At 70.0% G+C, this 17,892-nt stretch carries 2 protein-coding genes; both read left to right on the top strand.

The features are described 5' to 3' along the window. Positions 1–10: 10 nt before the first annotated feature. The gene (locus IG65_RS0117165; protein ID WP_051756324.1) at positions 11–10,816 is read left to right on the top strand and encodes a type I polyketide synthase; all 10,806 of its coding nucleotides are present in this window, start codon (positions 11–13) and stop codon (positions 10,814–10,816) included. Then, positions 10,813–17,892, top strand: a 7,080-nt coding sequence (locus IG65_RS0117160) for a type I polyketide synthase (protein ID WP_030515930.1), incomplete at its 3' end; no start/stop codon positions are given. The genes IG65_RS0117165 and IG65_RS0117160, both read left to right, overlap by 4 nt.

The following is a 17,892-nucleotide window of genomic DNA, read 5'->3' as shown; positions in this document are numbered from 1 at the left end:
CTCCCCACCGATGGCCGACAACGACGAGCTACGGCAATACCTCAAGAAGACCGCGAAAGAGCTGTACGAGACCAAACAACAACTCCGCGAGCTCACCGACCGCTCGACCGAACCCATTGCCATCGTCGGCATGTCCTGCCGGTATCCCGGCGGTGTGCGCTCGCCCGAGGACCTGTGGCGCCTGACCGCCGACGGTGTGGACGCGGTCGGCGGCTTCCCCACCGACCGCGGCTGGGATCTGCAGCGGCTCTACGACCCGGATCCGGATGTGCCGGGCACGGTGTACACCCGCGAAGGCGGATATCTCGATGCCGTCGGAGACTTCGACGCGGCCTTCTTCGGAATCAGCCCCCGTGAGGCCGCGGCGATGGATCCGCAGCAGCGCCTGATGCTCGAAGTGTCATGGGAAGCCCTGGAGCACGCCGGCATCGATCCGATGTCGTTGCGCGGCAGCGGAACCGGCGTCTTCGCCGGAGTCATCCACCAGAACTACGGTCCGCGCATCGGCACGCCGGCGACCAGCGGTGAAACCGAAGGCCACGCCTACTTCGGCGTCGCGAACAGCGTGCTGTCCGGCCGGATCGCCTACACCCTGGGCTTCAAGGGCCCGGCGATTTCGGTCGACACCGCGTGCTCGTCGTCCCTCGTGGCCATTCACCTCGCATGTCAGGCGCTGCGCAACGGGGACGCCACCCTCGCGCTGGCCGGTGGCGTCACGGTGATGTCCGATCCGTCCCTGCTGATCTCGTTCGCGCGTCAGCGGGGGCTTTCGCCGGATGCCCGCTGCAAGGCGTTCGCGGCGGCCGCCGACGGCACCGGCTTTTCCGAAGGCATCGGCATGCTGGTGCTGGAGCGGCTGTCCGAGGCCCGCCGGCTCGGCCACACCGTGCTGGCGGTGGTGCGTGGGAGCGCGGTGAATCAGGACGGCGCGAGCAACGGCCTGACCGCTCCGAACGGACTGTCCCAGGAACGAGTCGTCGCGCAGGCGTTGGCGAACGCGGGTCTGGGCGCCTCGGATGTCGACGTGGTGGAGGCGCACGGCACCGGGACCAAGCTGGGCGATCCGATCGAGGCGACGGCACTGATCGGCGTCTACGGGAAGGGGCGCGCACACGGACCGCTGCGTTTGGGCTCGCTGAAGTCGAATATCGGGCACACGCAGGCCGCCGCGGGGGTGGCCGGCGTGATCAAGATGGTGCAGGCGATGCGGCACGAGATGTTGCCGCAGACATTGCATGTGGATGCGCCGTCGCCGCATGTGGATTGGTCGGCGGGAACAGTACGACTGCTGCGCAGCAGCGAACCGTGGCCGGCGGGGGAGCGGGTGCGCCGGGCGGGGGTCTCCTCGTTCGGGGCCAGTGGTACCAATGCCCATCTGATCGTGGAGGAAGCGCCCGCCGAGCCGGTCGCGGACCCGGCGAGTGCGGATGTGCCGGGTCTCGATCCCATCGCATCCGATGTGGTCCCGCTGGTGATCTCGGCCAAGTCCCGCGACGCGCTGCGGGCACAGGCGGATCGCTTGCGGCAGTGGCTGCTCGGCGATCCCGATGCCGATCCGTGGAACGTCGCCCATTCGCTGACAACTTCGCGGGCGCTGTTGGATCACCGCGGTGTGGTCCTCGGCCGCGGCCGCGACGAACTGCTTGCTGGTCTGGCCGATCTGGCGACGGGTGCGCCGAACACGATCGAGTCGAAAGTGCTTGCGGGACAGACCGCCTTCCTGTTCACGGGGCAGGGCGCCCAGCGAGCCGGGATGGGCGCCGGTTTGTACCGGGCGTTTCCGGTGTTCGCGGCGGCGCTGGACGAGGTGTGCGCGGAGTTCGATCCGCTGCTCGGCCGTTCGCTGCGGGAGGTGATGTTCGCCGGTCCGGATGCGGCGCTGGATCGGACGGAGTTCACGCAGCCCGCGCTGTTCGCGTTCGAGGTGTCGTTGTTCCGCCTGGTCGAATCCTTCGGTGTGACACCGGATGTGGTGATCGGGCATTCGATCGGAGAGTTGGCGGCCGCATACGTGGCCGGGGTGTGGTCGCTCTCCGACGCGTGCGCGCTGGTGGCGGCGCGCGGCCGGTTGATGGGTGCGCTTCCCGCGGGCGGCGCGATGCTCGCCGTGGCGGTCGAGGAGGCGCGGGCGGTCGAGATCGCCGCCGATTTCGGTGGCGCGGTGGAGGTCGCGGCGGTGAACGGCCCGTCCTCGACGGTGCTGTCCGGAGATGTCGACGCCATCGCGGAGATCGAGCGGCGACTCGGTGGTCTCGGTGTCGAGACCAATCGGTTGCGGGTCACGCAGGCCTTCCATTCGGCACGGATGGATCCGATGCTGGCCGAGTTCCGGTCCGTCGCCGAGAGCGTCACGTACCGCCCGCCGAGCCTGCCGGTGGTGTCGAACGAATCGGGCGATGTCGCCGGGGACGCGGTGACACAACCGGAGTACTGGGTGCGCCAGGTACGCGGCTGTGTGCGGTTCGCGCCGGGGGTCGCGGCGCTGGTGGCGGCGGGAGTGCGCCGTTTTGTCGAGGTCGGCCCGAATGCGGTGCTGGCGGCGATGACTCGCGAATGTCTGGCCGAGCTTCCGGAGGTCGAGTCGGCCGCTTCGGTGGTGGCGACAGCGCGGCGCTCGGTCGACGAGGTGGTGCGGTTTGCCACGGCGTTGGCGGAGCTTCAGGTGGCGGGTGCGGCGGTGGATTGGGCCCCGTGGTTCGCGGGCCGCAACGTGCGGCGAGTTCCGTTGCCCACCTATGCGTTTCAGCATCGACGGTACTGGCTGCAGCCCGCCGGCGAGGTGTCGCCGGCCTCGGATCATCCGATTCTGACCGGCGTGGTCGGGCTGGCGGGCAGCGACGAATGGCTGTTCACCGGCCGGTTGTCGTTGCGCACTCATCCGTGGATCGCCGACCACACGACCTACGGTGTCGTGGTCGTGCCGAGCGCGGCCTTGATCGAGTTCCTGCTCGTCGCGGGCGGCCGGATCGGCTGCGGGGTGGTCGACGACCTCACCCTGCAGGCGCCGATTCTGCCGACCGCGGACGACGAGATCGAGCTGCAGGTCCTGGTGCAAGCGCCCGACGGGGCCGGGCGTCGCCGGTTCGAGTTCTATTTCCGGACCTCGGCGGACGGCGACTGGGTACACAACGCGACCGGCGCGCTGGCGGCGCATCGGGACGACGACTCGGAGTTGTCGGCGCGGTTGCGGGCGGAGCCGTGGCCGCCGGCCGACGCGGAACGAGCAGATACCGCGGGACTGGCCGAGCGGATCTACCGGGATGCCGGGCTCGAATACGGTCCGGCGTTCATCGGGGTGCGCGCCGCATGGCAGCGCGGCGACGCGGTCTTCTCCGAGGTCGTCCTCGATACCGCCGCCGCACCGGAGGCCGCTCGCCACGATCTGCATCCGGCCCTGCTGGATCTGGTGCTCCACGCGGGCTTTTCGCGGCTGATGTGGCGGGACGCGGATTTCCCTCCCGATACGGGCCGGTTGTTGTTCCGGTGGGGCGGTGCGCGATTCCACCGGCAGGCGGGTGAACGCCGGGCCGAGGTGACCTCGCTGCGGGTCGTCGCGATCGCGAGCGGGACCGAAACCATCTCCGTCGCGGCGGTCGATCCGAACGGCGACCCGATCGTCTCGGTCGACGCGGTGGTGATGCGCCCGTACGACCTCGGCGAGTTCCGGCGGACCCTGGCGCGTGACGACGTCGGCCTCTACGAGGTGCGGTGGGAGTCCGCGCCGGCGAGCCCGGCCGCGTCGCCGGCCCCGTCGATGGCGGTACTCGGCAGCGCGCCGCTGCCGGGGATCGGCGCCTGCTACGGTTCCGTCGCCGAAGTCGTTGCGGTCGAACGGGTTCCGGATGTAGTGGTGTGGCAAGCCGCAGCGCAGACCAGTGCCGACGCCACCGATGTCGCGGCGGCGGTGCGGGCGCACGTGCAGGGCACGCTGGCGGTACTGAAGTCCTGGCTGGCGCAGCGATCTCTCTCCGACGCCCGGCTGGTGGTGGTGACGGCGGGCGGTGCCGGATTGCCCGAGGCGCAACCGGATCCGGCCGCCGCCGCGGTGTCGGGACTGGTGCGCAGTGCGCAGTCGGAGAATCCGGGCCGGTTCGTTCTACTCGACATCGACCCTTCCGTGTCGTTGGACGGTGATCTGATCGCGGCGGTGGTGCGCTCGGGTGAACCGCAGGTCGCCGTGCGCGATCGGCAGCTGCTGGTTCCTCGGTTGACGCGCGCCTCGGCAGCGGACGAGACCGGAGTCGCGGCGTCGCCGTGGGATGCGACGGTGGTGATCACCGGTGGCACCGGTGGCTTGGGCGCCCTGTTCGCCCGCCATCTGGTTGCCGAACATGGTGTGCGCAGACTGGTGCTGACCTCGCGCCGCGGACCTGCGGCCCCCGGTGCCGACGCCCTGGCCGCCGAGCTGACGCGGGCCGGAGCCGACGTCCGGGTGATCGCCTGCGACATCGCGGATCGCGAAGCGGTGGCACAACTGGTGGAGACCCTCGATCCCGCCGCCGGGCCGATCGCGATCGTGCATGCCGCCGGGGTGCTCGATGACGGCACCGTCGAGTCGTCGACCCCCGAGCAGCTGGATCGGGTGCTGGCGCCGAAGGTCGACGGGGCATGGCATCTGCACGAGTTGACCCGCGACCGCGATGTGTCGGCATTCGTGCTGTTCTCCTCCGTCGCCGCAGTGCTCGGATCGCCCGGGCAGGGCAATTACGCGGCGGCGAACGGATTTCTGGACGCCCTCGCCCGATCGCGGCGAGCGGCGGGGATGGTCGCGACCTCGGTGGCGTGGGGGCCGTGGAATCAGGGCAGCGGCATGACCGGCGAGGTGGACGATGCGGCGCTGCGCCGCTGGGCGCGCCTGGGCCTGGGGCAGCTCGCCGACGCCGACGGTCTGCGCCTGTTCGATGCGGCCCTCGCGCACGTTCGACCGATACCCCTGCGATTCGACGCGACCGTCCTGCGCCGCGCATCCGACGCCGTCGCGGTTCCCGCTGTGCTGCGTGGATTCCTGCCCCGCTCGGCGCGACCGGCGCGCACCGAATCGGCCGCGGCGTCGTCGCTGGGCGCGAGGTTGGCCGGGGTGCCGGAGGCACAACGCCGTGATGTCGTGCTGGAGGTGGTGCGCGAGCAGGTGGCCGCCGTGCTGGGGCACGACTCGGGCAACGATATCGGGCCCGACCAGCCCTTCGACGAGATCGGTTTCGATTCCCTCGCCGCGGTGGAGTTCCGCAACCGCCTGGCCGAGGCCACCGGCGTGCAGCTGGTGTCGACGCTCGTGTTCGACCACCCGACCCCGTCGGCGGTGGCGAAACTCGTGCACTCCCGCATCGCGCCGGTCGCGGCCGACGGACCCGCCGTCGAGCCCGTGCGCCGGGTGCGGACCGACGAACCGATCGCGATCGTGGGGATGGCGTGCCGCTTCCCGGGGGGTGTGGAATCGCCGGACCACCTGTGGGACCTCGTCGCCTCCGGAACCGACGCGACCGGCGAGTTCCCGTCGGATCGCGGCTGGCAGCTCGAGCGACTGTTCGACCGGGACCCGGACAAACCCGGTACCGTCTACACCACCCGTGGTGGATTTCTCTATGACGCAGCGGATTTCGATCCGGGCTTTTTCGGGATCAGCCCCCGCGAAGCCGTCGCGATGGATCCGCAGCAGCGATTGCTGCTGGAAGTGTCGTGGGAGGCGCTGGAGCAGGCGGGTATCGACCCGGTATCCCTGCGCGGCAGCGATACCGGAGTGTTCACCGGCGCCGGCGCCTCGGGCTATGTCGACCGCGTCGAGGGCGAACTCGAGGGCTATCGGCTCACCGGTAATACCAGCAGCGTGATATCCGGGCGGGTGGCCTATGTGCTCGGGCTGGAGGGGCCGGCGGTGACCGTGGACACCGCATGCTCGTCGTCGCTGGTGTCGCTGCATCTGGCCTGCCAAGCGCTGCGCCAGGGTGACAGCTCGCTGGTGCTGGCCGGTGGTGTCACCGTCGCGGCCAGCCCCTATCTGTACGTGGATTTCGCACGGCAGCGCGGTCTTTCGCCCGACGGCCGGTGCAAGGCCTTCTCCGCGGACGCCGACGGCGTCGCCTTCGCCGAAGGTGTCGGTGTGCTGGTGCTTGAGCGGCTCTCCGATGCCCGGCGCCGGGGGCACGACGTGCTCGCCCTCGTGCGCGGGACGGCGGTGAACCAGGACGGTGCGAGCAACGGATTGACCGCGCCGAACGGTCCGTCGCAAGAACGGGTGATCGCGCAGGCACTCGCCAATGCCGGGCTCGCACCCGCCGACGTGGACGCGGTGGAGGCGCACGGGACCGGCACCCCGCTCGGTGATCCGATCGAGGCCAACGCGTTGATCGCCGCGTACGGGCAGGACCGCGGGGACCGGGAGCCGCTGCGGATCGGCTCGATCAAATCGAATATCGGCCACACCGTCGCCGCGGCCGGTGTCGGTGGCGTGATCAAGATGGTGCAGGCGCTGCGGCACGAAACCCTGCCCCGGACCCTGCACGCGGATGCGCCGTCCTCGCATGTGGATTGGTCCGCGGGCGAGGTGCGGCTGCTGACCCGGCCGGAACCGTGGCCCGCGGGGGAGAAGGTGCGCCGGGCCGGTGTGTCGTCGTTCGGTGTCAGCGGCACCAACGCGCACGCGATCCTCGAGGAGGCGCCCGCCACCCCGTCGGGTGTCTCGGCACCGACCGCCGCCGACCACCGACCGCCGATGCCGTGGCTGGTGTCGGCCAAGAACGAGACCGCCCTGCGGGCGCAGGCGGCGAAGCTGCGGAACTGGCTGCTCGACCATCCGCATGCCGATCCGGCGGATGTGGCGTATTCCCTGGCGACCGCACGCACGCAGCACGAGTGCCGGGCGGTGGTGCTCGGTGGTGATCGTGAGCAGATGTCGGCGCGACTCGCCGCGCTCGCGTCCGGAACATCCTCGCCCGCAGTGGTTTCCGGCACGGTGTGCACGGGCAGGACGGCCTTCCTGTTCACCGGCCAGGGTGCGCAACGCGTCGGAATGGGCGCGGAGCTGGCAGCGGCGTTCCCGGTATTCTCCCGAGCGCTGGACGAGGTGTGCGCCCGGTTCGATCCCCTGGTGGGATGTTCGTTGCGGCAGGCGATGTTCACCGGGCGCGGAAGCGACGCGGCCGCCGCGGAGACCGGGATGCTGGATCGGACCCGGTTGACCCAGCCCGCCCTGTTCGCCTTCGAAGTGGCGATATGCCGGCTCCTGGAGTCGTTCGGTCTGAGCCCCGACCTGGTGATCGGCCATTCGATCGGCGAGCTGGCCGCGGCGTATGTGGCCGGCGTGTGGTCGCTCGACGATGCCTGCGCACTGGTCGCGGCGCGCGGGCGGTTGATGGCGGAGCTGCCCGAGGGCGGCGCGATGCTCGCGATCGCCGCATCGGAAGCCGAAGTCGCTTCGGCGACAGTCGAATTCGGTGATCGGGTGGCCATCGCGGCGGTGAACGCGCCGGCGGCCGTGGTGGTCTCGGGTGACGAGGACGCCGTCGGCGAGGTCGAGCGGCAGTTCACCGAGCGGGGTCGCCGGACGAGCCGATTGCGGGTCTCGCACGCGTTCCATTCCACGCGGATGGAGCCGATGCTGGCCGAGTTCGAGCAGGCGGCGGCCGGTGTGTCCTTCGGCGTCCCCCGCATTCCGCTGGTGTCGAACGTCTCGGGCCGCATTGCCGGCGAGGAGATCTCGGATTCGGGGTACTGGGTGGCACAGGTGCGTGCCGCGGTGCGTTTCGCGCCGGGTGTCGAGACTCTGGTGGCGGCGGGCGTGCGCCGCTTCCTGGAAGTCGGGCCCGACGCGGTGCTGGCGGCGATGACGCAGCAGACCCTTCCCGCGGAGATCGAGGCGCGCTCCGCGGTCGCCGCGGCGGCCCGCCGGGAGCACGACGAGGTCGAGCAGTTCCTGACACTGCTCGGCCGAGCGCATACCGCCGGACTGCCGGTCGACTGGACGCGGCTGTTCGCCGACCGCCGCAATACCCGGGTCGCTCTGCCCACCTACGCCTTCGAACATCGCCGGTACTGGCTCGACCCCGCCGCCGGGGACGCCCGGAATACTTCGGAGCATCCGCTGCTCACCGACGTGGTGCGCGTGGGCGATCGCGACGAGTGGCTGTTCACCGGGCGGCTGTCGCTGCGCACCCAGCCCTGGATCGCCGACCACACCAGCTACGGAGTGGTGCTCGTCCCGAGCGCCGCGCTGATGGAGATGCTGGTGGTCGCCGGTCGGCGGATCGGATGCGGCGCCGTGGACGAGCTCACGCTCGAGGCGCCGATCCTCCCGCCGGCGCAGGGCGATGTCGAGCTGCAAGTGCTGGTGCGGGAACCGGATCCGACGGGCCGGCGACCGTTCACCTTCCACTACCGGCTGCCCGGCCGGGACCTGGAATGGGCGCGCAATGCCAGTGGTGTGCTGAGCGGCGAGCAACCGGCCGGCCCCGAACTCACCGACATCCTGCGCACCGAGGCGTGGCCGCCGGCCGACGCCGAACCGGTCGATCCCGCATGGATCCCGGCCCAGGTCGCCCGGGTCGCCGGCCTGGAATACGGGAGCTCGTTCATCGGCATCGACGCCGCATGGCGTCGGGGTGACACGATCTTCTCCGAAGTCACCTTGAACCGCGAGGTCTCGCCCGATCGGTTCCAGTTGCATCCGGCCCTGTTCGATATGGCGCTCCATGCCGGACTCGTCTGTTTGATCTGGTCCGACCACCCTGGTGACCGAAGCGAGGGCAAGCTCCTGTTCCGCTGGGGCGCAACGCGATTCCATACCACCGCGCGGGTGACCACCCTGCGGGTGATGGCCGTCCGGCGCGGCAGCGAGACGACCAGCGTCGTGGCCGTCGATCAGGACGGAAATCCGGTGTTCTCCGTCGACGAGGTGGTGATGCGTTCCTACGATGCCTCCCAGTTGCGCGCCACGCTGCCGGGTGCGCGTGCGGGCCGGTACGGGTTGGGCTGGACGGTCGTCGAGCCCGGCGAACCGCTTCCGGGCCGTATCACCCTGCTCGGGACCGCGCGGGTGCGTGGAATCGAGGAGCGGTATCCGGATCTCGCCGCCCTCGCATCGGCGCCGGCCGTCCCGGCTGTCGTCGTGTGGCCCGAATTCTCGGGGGCGCAGAGTGATTCGCCGTTGTCGGCGAACGACCGCGTGAAAACGGCCCTGCGCACGGTGCACGACTGGCTGGCGGAGGCTCGCTTCGCGCGGTCGCGGCTGGTGGTGCTGACCGAGCGTGCGGCGGCGCTGCCCGGCGAAGCTCCGGATACCGGATCGGCGGCGATCTGGGGACTGATCCGCAGTGCCCAGACCGAATATCCGGAACGGTTCGTCCTGCTCGACGCCGCCGAGGGCGCGGACCACATCTCGGCCGAGCGGATCGCCGCCGCGATCGCGACCGGCGAACCACAGATGGCGCTGCGCGCCGGCCGCCTCCTGACGCCGCGCCTGGAGCCGGTGACATCCGCTGCGGCCGAGCCGGTTTCGTTCGGCACGGGAACAGTCCTGATCACCGGCGGCACCGGGGGGCTGGGCGCGTTGCTGGCACGACATCTGGTCACCGCGCACGACGTGCGACGACTGCTGCTGGTATCGCGCCGCGGCGAACGTGCCCCCGGCGCAACCGAACTCGCCGATGATCTGGCGCGTCTCGGTGCCGACGTGCGGATCGCCGCCTGCGATGTCACCGACCGCGACGCGCTGCGCGATGTGCTGGCCGGCATTCCCGCCCAGCACCCGCTCACCGGGATCGTGCACGCGGCGGGCGTCCTCGACGACGGCACTGTCCACACGCTCACCGGTGCGCAGGTGGATCGGGTGTTCGCGCCCAAGGCGGCCGCCGCCGAGTACCTGCACGAGCTAACCCGGGGGATGAATCTCGAGGCGTTCGTGATGTTCTCCTCGATCTCCGGAATCATCGGATCGGCGGGGCAGGCGAATTACGCCGCCGCGAACGGCTTCCTGGACGCGCTCGCCGCGCGACGCCGCGCCGAAGGGCTACCGGCCGTCGCACTCGCCTGGGGTCCGTGGCAGCCGGACATCGGCATGACGGGTGGGCTGGACCGGGCCGCTCTCGGCCGATTCGAGCGCCTGGGTCTGGCGCCGCTGGACCGCACCGAGGGCCTGCGGTTGTTCGACGAAGCCCTCGCCGCGGGCGAATCGTTCTCGGCGCTGATGCATCTGGATACCGGGAAGTTGCGGTCGGAGGCGTACGACGGCCTGGTACCGCCGGTATTGCGCGGATTCGTTCGCGCCCGCGACCGTTCGGTCACCGCGGTCGCCGCCGAACCGCGACTGGGGGAGCGGCTGCACGGCGTCGCCGAGGCGAAGCGCCTCGGCGTCGTCCTGGATGTGGTGCGCGAACAGGTGGCCGCCGTGCTGGGCTACGACTCGCCCGACGACGTGGGGCCCGATCGCGGGTTCGACGAACTCGGCTTCGATTCCCTCGGCGGTGTGGAGTTCCGGAACCGGCTGTCGAAGACGACCGGACTGTCGCTGCCCTCGACCCTGGTGTTCGACTATCCGACCGCGCGCGAGGTCGCCGATTACGTGCTGGCACAGATCGCGACGGTCGCGCCTGCCCCGGCGACGCTCGCGGCGTCGGACGATATCGCCCGGCTCGAGGCACTGCTCGAGCGGATCATCGCCGCCGGCGCCGGCAACGACGAGATCCTCGCCGGATTACGGGGAGTCGACGAGCGCCTGCGCACCTTCCTCGGTGCCGAGGCGACCGTGCACGAGTACGACGACCTCGAATTCACCTCCGACAGTGAGCTCTTGGATTTGATCGACAAGGAGTTCGGCCCGGCATGAGCAACCCCGAGACCAGCAACGAGGAACGGCTCAGCCGGTATCTGCGGAAGGTCACCGCGGACCTGCGCGCCGCCCGGAAACATATTCAGCACCTGGAAGACCGGGCCGGCGAACCGATCGCGATCGTCGGGATGAGCTGCCGATATCCGGGTGGTGCCGACACTCCGGCGCGGTTGTGGGAGTTGGTCGCCGCCGGCACCGACGCCGTCGGTCCGTTCCCGGCCGATCGTGGCTGGGACCTCCAGCGTCTGTTCGACCCCGACCCCGGTACACCGGGAACCGTCTACACGCGCGAAGGTGGATTCCTCGACGCCGCAGGCGAATTCGATGCCGGATTCTTCGGCATAAGCCCGCGCGAGGCCGCGGCCATGGATCCGCAGCAGCGGTTGTTCCTGGAAGCGGCCTGGGAGGCGCTGGAGGACGCCGGGATCGACCCGATCTCGCTGCGCGGCGGCGACACCGGGGTGTACGCGGGCGTGATCCATCAGGACTACGGGCCCCGCGTCGGTTCGCCGGGCCTGACCGCGGAGTCGGAAGGCCATGCCTACCCGGGTGTTTCGTCCGCGGTCCTGTCCGGTCGGGTCGCCTTCACCTTCGGATTCAAGGGCCCCGCGCTCTCGGTGGATACCGCGTGTTCGTCGTCGCTGGTCGCGCTGCACCTCGCCTGCCAGGCATTGCGTCAGGGCGACACCTCGCTCGCCCTGGTCGGCGGAGTCACCGTGATGTCGGACCCCACCCTGCTGATCGCCTTCGGCCGGCAGCGCGCGCTGTCCCCGGACGGACGGTGCCGGGCATTCGCGGCGGGAGCGAACGGGACCGGATTCTCCGAAGGGCTCGGCATGCTCGTCGTGGAGCGCTTGTCGGACGCACGCCGCAACGGTCATCAGGTCCTGGCGCTCATCCGCGGCAGCGCGGTCAACCAGGACGGCGCGAGTGCCGGCCTGACCGCGCCGAACGGCCCGTCGCAGGAGAAGGTGATCACCGATGCGCTCGCCAACGCCGGTCTGGCGCCCGCCGACATCGACGTGGTCGAAGCGCACGGCACCGGCACGACGCTCGGCGACCCGATCGAGGCGCAGGCGTTGATCGCCACCTACGGCCGCGAGCGCGTCGCGGGTCCGCTCCGGCTCGGCTCGCTGAAGTCGAACATCGGGCACACCTCCGCCGCGGCCGGGGTCGGCGGGGTCATCAAGATGGTGCAGGCATTACGGCACGACCTGCTGCCCGCCACCTTGCATGTCGACGCTCCGTCCCCGCATGTGGACTGGTCGGGCGGCGGGGTACGGCTTCTCACCACGGCGGAACCGTGGCCGGCGGGCGAGCGGGTGCGTCGCGCGGCGGTGTCCTCCTTCGGCGCCAGCGGCACCAACGCGCACCTGATCCTGGAGGAGGCTCCTGTTCCGGAGGCGGCATCCGCCGACGTGGTGGACGACGGCGCCGATCCCGTGCGGGCCGTGGGATCCGCTGTCTCGCCGTGGCTGATCTCGGCGAAGACCGAGGCGGGCCTGCGGGCGCAGGCGGGCGCGTTACTGAATTGGGTGACCGAACAGCCGGACCTGGAAGTCGACGACATCGGCTGGTCGCTGGTGACGACCCGTGCCCAGCTGGAGTACCGGGGTTCGGTCGTGGCCGCCGACCGGGAGACGATGCTCGCCGGACTGGCAGCACTCGCCGAACACGGTTCGGCGACCACAGCGGGCGGCGTGCTGACGGGGCAGGCGGTCACCCGGAAGGCGGCCTTCCTGTGCACCGGTCAGGGCGCGCAGCGGGTCGGGATGGGGCGGGAACTGTACGCGGCGTTCCCGGTGTTCGCTGCCGCGGTGGACGAGATCTGCGCCCAGTTGGATCCGCTGCTGGGCGGCTCGCTCGCCGAGCTGATGTTCACCGGACGGTGGTCGGGCGGCGGTCTCGACGAGACCGACGGCCATGTGCTCGATCGGACCGAATTCACCCAGCCCGCACTGTTCGCGTACGAGGTCGCGCTGGGCCGGCTCCTGATCTCCTACGGCATGACACCCGATGTGCTGATCGGACATTCGATCGGCGAGGTGGCGGCCGCCTGTCTCGCCGGCGTGTGGTCGCTGCCCGACGCCTGCCGATTGGTGGCGGCCCGCGGGCGGCTGATGGGGCGGTTGCCACAGGGCGGCGCCATGCTCGCTGTCGCGGCGAGCGAAGCCGAGGTGTCGGAGGTGCTGGCGGCGGTGGCCGGCGATAGGCGCCGGGTGTCCATCGCGGCGGTGAATTCCCCTGTCTCCGTCGTGGTTTCGGGCGACGATGATGCCGTCTCGGCAGTCGGCCGGTGGTTCGCCGACCATGGGCGCAAGACATCGCGGCTGGCGGTATCGCACGCGTTCCATTCGCACCGCATGGAACCCATGCTGGCCGAATTCGAGGCCGTTGCAAGGGATCTGACCTATCACCGTCCACAGATTCCACTGGTGTCCACCGTGTCGGGCCGGATCGTCGGCGACGAAATACTGGAGCCCCGGTACTGGGTCGAACAGGTACGGGCGGCCGTGCGGTTCGCTCCGGGCGTGGACGCCCTCGTGGCAGCGGGTGTCCGCCGGTTCCTGGAAGTCGGCCCGGATGCCGTCCTGACGGCGATGGTCCGCGAATGCCTGCCGGAGAATATCGAATCGCAATCGTCGGTCGTCGCGGGCGCACGTCGGGGGCGGCCGGAGGTCGAGCAGCTCGTGAACTGCCTGGCCCACGCGCACGTGGTGGGCTTCGATGTCGATTGGCCGGCGTTCTTCGCCGGACGATCGGTATCGCGAGTGCCGTTGCCCACCTATGCTTTTCAGCGTCACCGCTACTGGCTCGCGTCCGGCTCCCGCATCGCCGACGTCGAGGCGGCCGGTCTCGGTGCGGTCGACCATGCGCTACTGGGCGCGGTGATCTCGATCCCCGAATCCGATGGCCTGCTGTTGACGGGCCGGCTGTCGGTGGCAACCCAGCCGTGGCTGGCCGACCACACGATCGCGGGGCTGGTGGTGTTCCCCGCCACCGGCTTCGTCGAGCTCGCGCTGCATTCCGGGATGCGGATCGGCTGTTCGACGCTGACCGAACTGGGGTTGCGGGCGCCGCTGGTGTTGCCGGAGTCCGGCGGCGTCGCCCTCCGGGTCGTGGTCGGCGGCCGGGACGGGGAGGCCGGCCGGACGGTGCGGGTGTTCTCCTGCCCCGACGGTGATTTCGAGGCGAATCCGTCCTGGACATTGCATGCCGAGGGTGTTCTCGCCGAGGGCCGGGACGCCGGCTTCGACCTGATGTCGTGGCCGCCGGTGGGCGCCGCCGCTGTCGACGTCGACAGTATGTACGACGGATTGCTCGATGCCGGTTACGGATACGGCCCGGCGTTCCAGGGGGTGCGTGCGGCCTGGCGGCGTGGAGACGAGTTGTTCGCCGAGGTCGCGTTACCCGACTCGGTCGCAGCCGAGGGTTTCGGCATTCATCCGGCGCTGTTCGACGCGGCGCTGCAGCCCGGGATGGTCCGCGGCGCGGACGCAGCGTCCCCGGCGTTGCCGTCCACATGGACCGGGGTGACCCGATATTCGGTGGGGGCCGCGGTGGTGCGGGTGCGGATCGTCGTCGACGGTGACGAGTTCGGAGTGCGGATCGCCGACGATCGCGGGCGGCCGGTGTTGTCGGCGGCTGCCGTGGCTCCCCGGCCGATTTCGGCCGAGGAGCTGGGTGCGCGCCTGGCTGATCGGAATCTGTTCGATGTGGAGTGGGTCGCCGCCGCGCGGTCCTCGGTGGCGACCGTTGTGCCCGAACGTGTGGCGGTAATAGGTTCGCCCGCCGGCCATCCCGACCTCGAGACTCTGATCGACACTCTGGCCGCGTCCGAGGATTCGGTTGTTCCGGAGATCGTTCTGTGGGAGTGCCCCGAGTTCGAGGGCGCGCCGCCGGAGGCGGCCCGGCGCGTCGTCACCGGTGTTCTCGACACGCTCCAGCGCTGGTTGAGCGATTCTCGCTTCGAACGGTCGCGTCTGGTTGTGGTGACCCGATTCGCCGTGGCCGTCGATATGTCCGACCCGGTGAGCCTGAGCCACGCCCCGGTGTGGGGTTTGTTGCGCGCCGCACAGGCGGAACACCCGGACCGATTCCAGGTGCTCGACCTGGACCAGGCGGATTCGGAGCGGGACACGAGCACTGTGGCGGCGTTGTCCGCCGCGGTTGCGGACGAGCCCGAAGTCGCGGTGCGCGGCGCGGAGGTGCTGGTTCCGCGGTTGCGTCGCCGCGAGTCCGGCGCACTCGTTCGGTCCGTGGAGCGGGGCACGGTGCTGGTCACCGGTGGGACGGGAGGACTCGGTGCGTTGATCGCCCGGCACCTCGTCGCGAATCACGGTGTGCGGCAACTGCTTCTGATCTCACGTCGCGGGACGGCGGCCCCCGGCGCGATGCGGTTGCGCGACGAACTGGTCGAACTCGGCGCCCAGGTGACTATCGCCGCGTGTGACGTATCCGATCGGGCTGCCCTGGCCGCGGTGATCGACGGCATTCCCGGCGAACATCCCCTCACGGGAGTGGTGCACGCGGCCGGAACGGTCGACAACGGTGTGATCGAATCGATGACCGGGGAACGAATCGACTCGGTTTTCGCTCCGAAGGTCGATGCGGCGTGGCACCTCCACGAGCTCACGCGCGATCGGTCGCTGTCGCTGTTCGTGTTGTTCTCCTCGGCGGGCGGGCTCGTCCTGGCGGCCGGGCAAGCGAATTACGCCGCGGCGAACGTGTTCCTGGATGCGCTGGCGGCGCATCGCCGCCGGGCGGGATTGCCCGCGACATCGGTGGATTTCGGGCTGTGGGCGCGGTCGAGCGGGCTCGGCGTCGACTTGTCGGAGGCCGATTTCGAACGGATGCGCCGGCAGGGGTTCCCGCCTCTGACCGAATCGCAGGGTGTGGCGCTGTTCGATTCGGCGTTGGCCGCCGATACGGCTCAACTGGTGGCGCTGCGGATCGATCCGGCGATGCTGCGCACCCGCGGTGCGGGGATTCCGGCGCTGGTCCGCTCGATCGTTGCGGTCACCCCACGCCGGCAGTCGACACCCGCGGCGGGACCGGCATTCCTGCGGCTGCCGGCTGGTTCGTCGGACTCCGATCGTGCGGCAGCGGTGCTCGACCTGGTTCGATCGGTGGCTGCCGGTGTTCTCGGGCATCCGTCCGCGGATGCGGTCGAACCGCGGCGAGCGTTTCGGGAGCTGGGTTTCGATTCCCTCGGTGCGGTCGAGTTCCGGAACCGGCTCGACGCCGCGAGCGGTCTGAAACTACCGGCGACGCTCATCTACGACTATCCGACTCCCGAAGCCGTCGCGCAGTTCGTCCGTTCGGAACTGGAGGGCGTGGACGCCGCCGATACCGTTGTGTTCGAACGCGTTCGGAACGACGGCGACCCGATCGCGATCGTCGCGATGAGTTGCCGATATCCCGGCGGGGTTGCCTCACCGGAAGACCTGTGGCGCGTGGTCGCGGCGGGCACCGATACCACCGGGGTGCTGCCGGCGGATCGAGGCTGGGATATCGACGCCCTCTACGATCCGGAACCGGGAAAGGCGGGTCGTACCTACACCCGGCATGGCGGATTCCTCTATACCGCAGCTGATTTCGATGCCGACTTCTTCGGCATCAGCCCCAACGAGGCCATCACGATGGATCCGCAGCAGCGGCTGCTGCTGGAGACGTCGTGGGAGGCCTTGGAACGCTCCGGCGTCGACGCGAACGCGTTGCGCGGCAGTGCGACCGGGGTCTTCACCGGGGTGTCGTTCCACGACTATCCCGCCAGCGCGAATACGGGATCCATTGTCTCCGGCCGGGTTTCGTATGCGTTCGGCTTCGAGGGTCCGTCGGTCACCGTGGATACCGCGTGTTCGTCGTCGCTGGTGGCGATGCATCTGGCCGCGCAGTCGCTGCGGTCGGGTGAATGCGATCTGGCGCTGGCCGGTGGCGTGACGGTGATGGCGACACCGGATGTCTTCGTGGAATTCAGCCGTCAGCGTGGCCTGTCTCCCGACGGCCGGTGCAAGTCGTTCGCCGAGGGGGCGGACGGAGTGGGCTGGTCCGAGGGTGTGGGTGTGCTGGTGCTGGAGCGGCTGTCGGATGCCCGTCGCAACGGTCACGAAGTCCTTGCGGTGCTGGCCGGTTCGGCGGTGAATCAGGATGGTGCGTCGAATGGTCTGACGGCGCCGAACGGTCCGTCGCAGCGGCGGGTGATCCGGCAGGCCTTGGTAAATGCTGGTCTCTCGCCCGCGGATGTGGATGCGGTCGAGGCGCACGGCACTGGTACGACGTTGGGCGATCCGATCGAGGCCCAAGCGTTGCTCGCCACCTATGGGCCGGATCGTGCTGCGGATCGTCCGTTGTGGTTGGGGTCGTTGAAGTCGAATATCGGTCACGCTCAGGCCGCGGCGGGTGTGGGTGGTGTGATCAAGATGGTCATGGCGATGCGCCATGGGGAACTGCCGCGGACACTGCATGTCGATCGGCCGAGTACGAAGGTCGATTGGTCCGAGGGCAATATCCGGTTGTTGACCGAGTCGGTGGCGTGGCCGGAGGTGGGTCGGCCGCGTCGTGCGGGTGTGTCCTCGTTCGGTATCAGTGGCACCAATGCGCACGTCATCGTCGAGCAGGCCCCGGAGACCGACTCGCGACCGGCAACCACGACGGCGCCGGCCGGTGGCGTGCTGCCGTGGGTGGTATCGGCGCGCACGGGTGCGGCGCTCGCCGACCAGGCCCGGCGGCTGGCATCCCATCTCGCCGACCGTGAATACGAGTCGGCCGATATCGGCTTCTCCCTCGCGACGAGGATGGCGTTCGACCACCGTGCGGTGGTGTTGTCGTCCGAGCGTGAGGGCCTGCGGGCCGGAATCCGAGCGCTGGGCCGCGGCGAGCCGGCGCCCGGTGTGGTGTCCGGTCGGGTGGTGCCGGGTTCGACGGGTGTGGTGTTCTCGGGGCAGGGTGCGCAGTGGGCCGGTATGGCTGCTGAGTTGCACGGTGTCTACCCGGTGTTCGCCGAGCATTTCGACGCGATCGTGAATGTGCTGGAATCTGCTCTGGGAAAGTCTGTTTCGCTGTCGGATGCG

The organism is Nocardia sp. NRRL WC-3656 (assembly GCF_000720265.1).
Taxonomy (GTDB): Bacteria; Actinomycetota; Actinomycetes; order Mycobacteriales; family Mycobacteriaceae; genus Nocardia; species Nocardia nova.
This window is presented reverse-complemented; position numbering and strand designations above follow the sequence as displayed.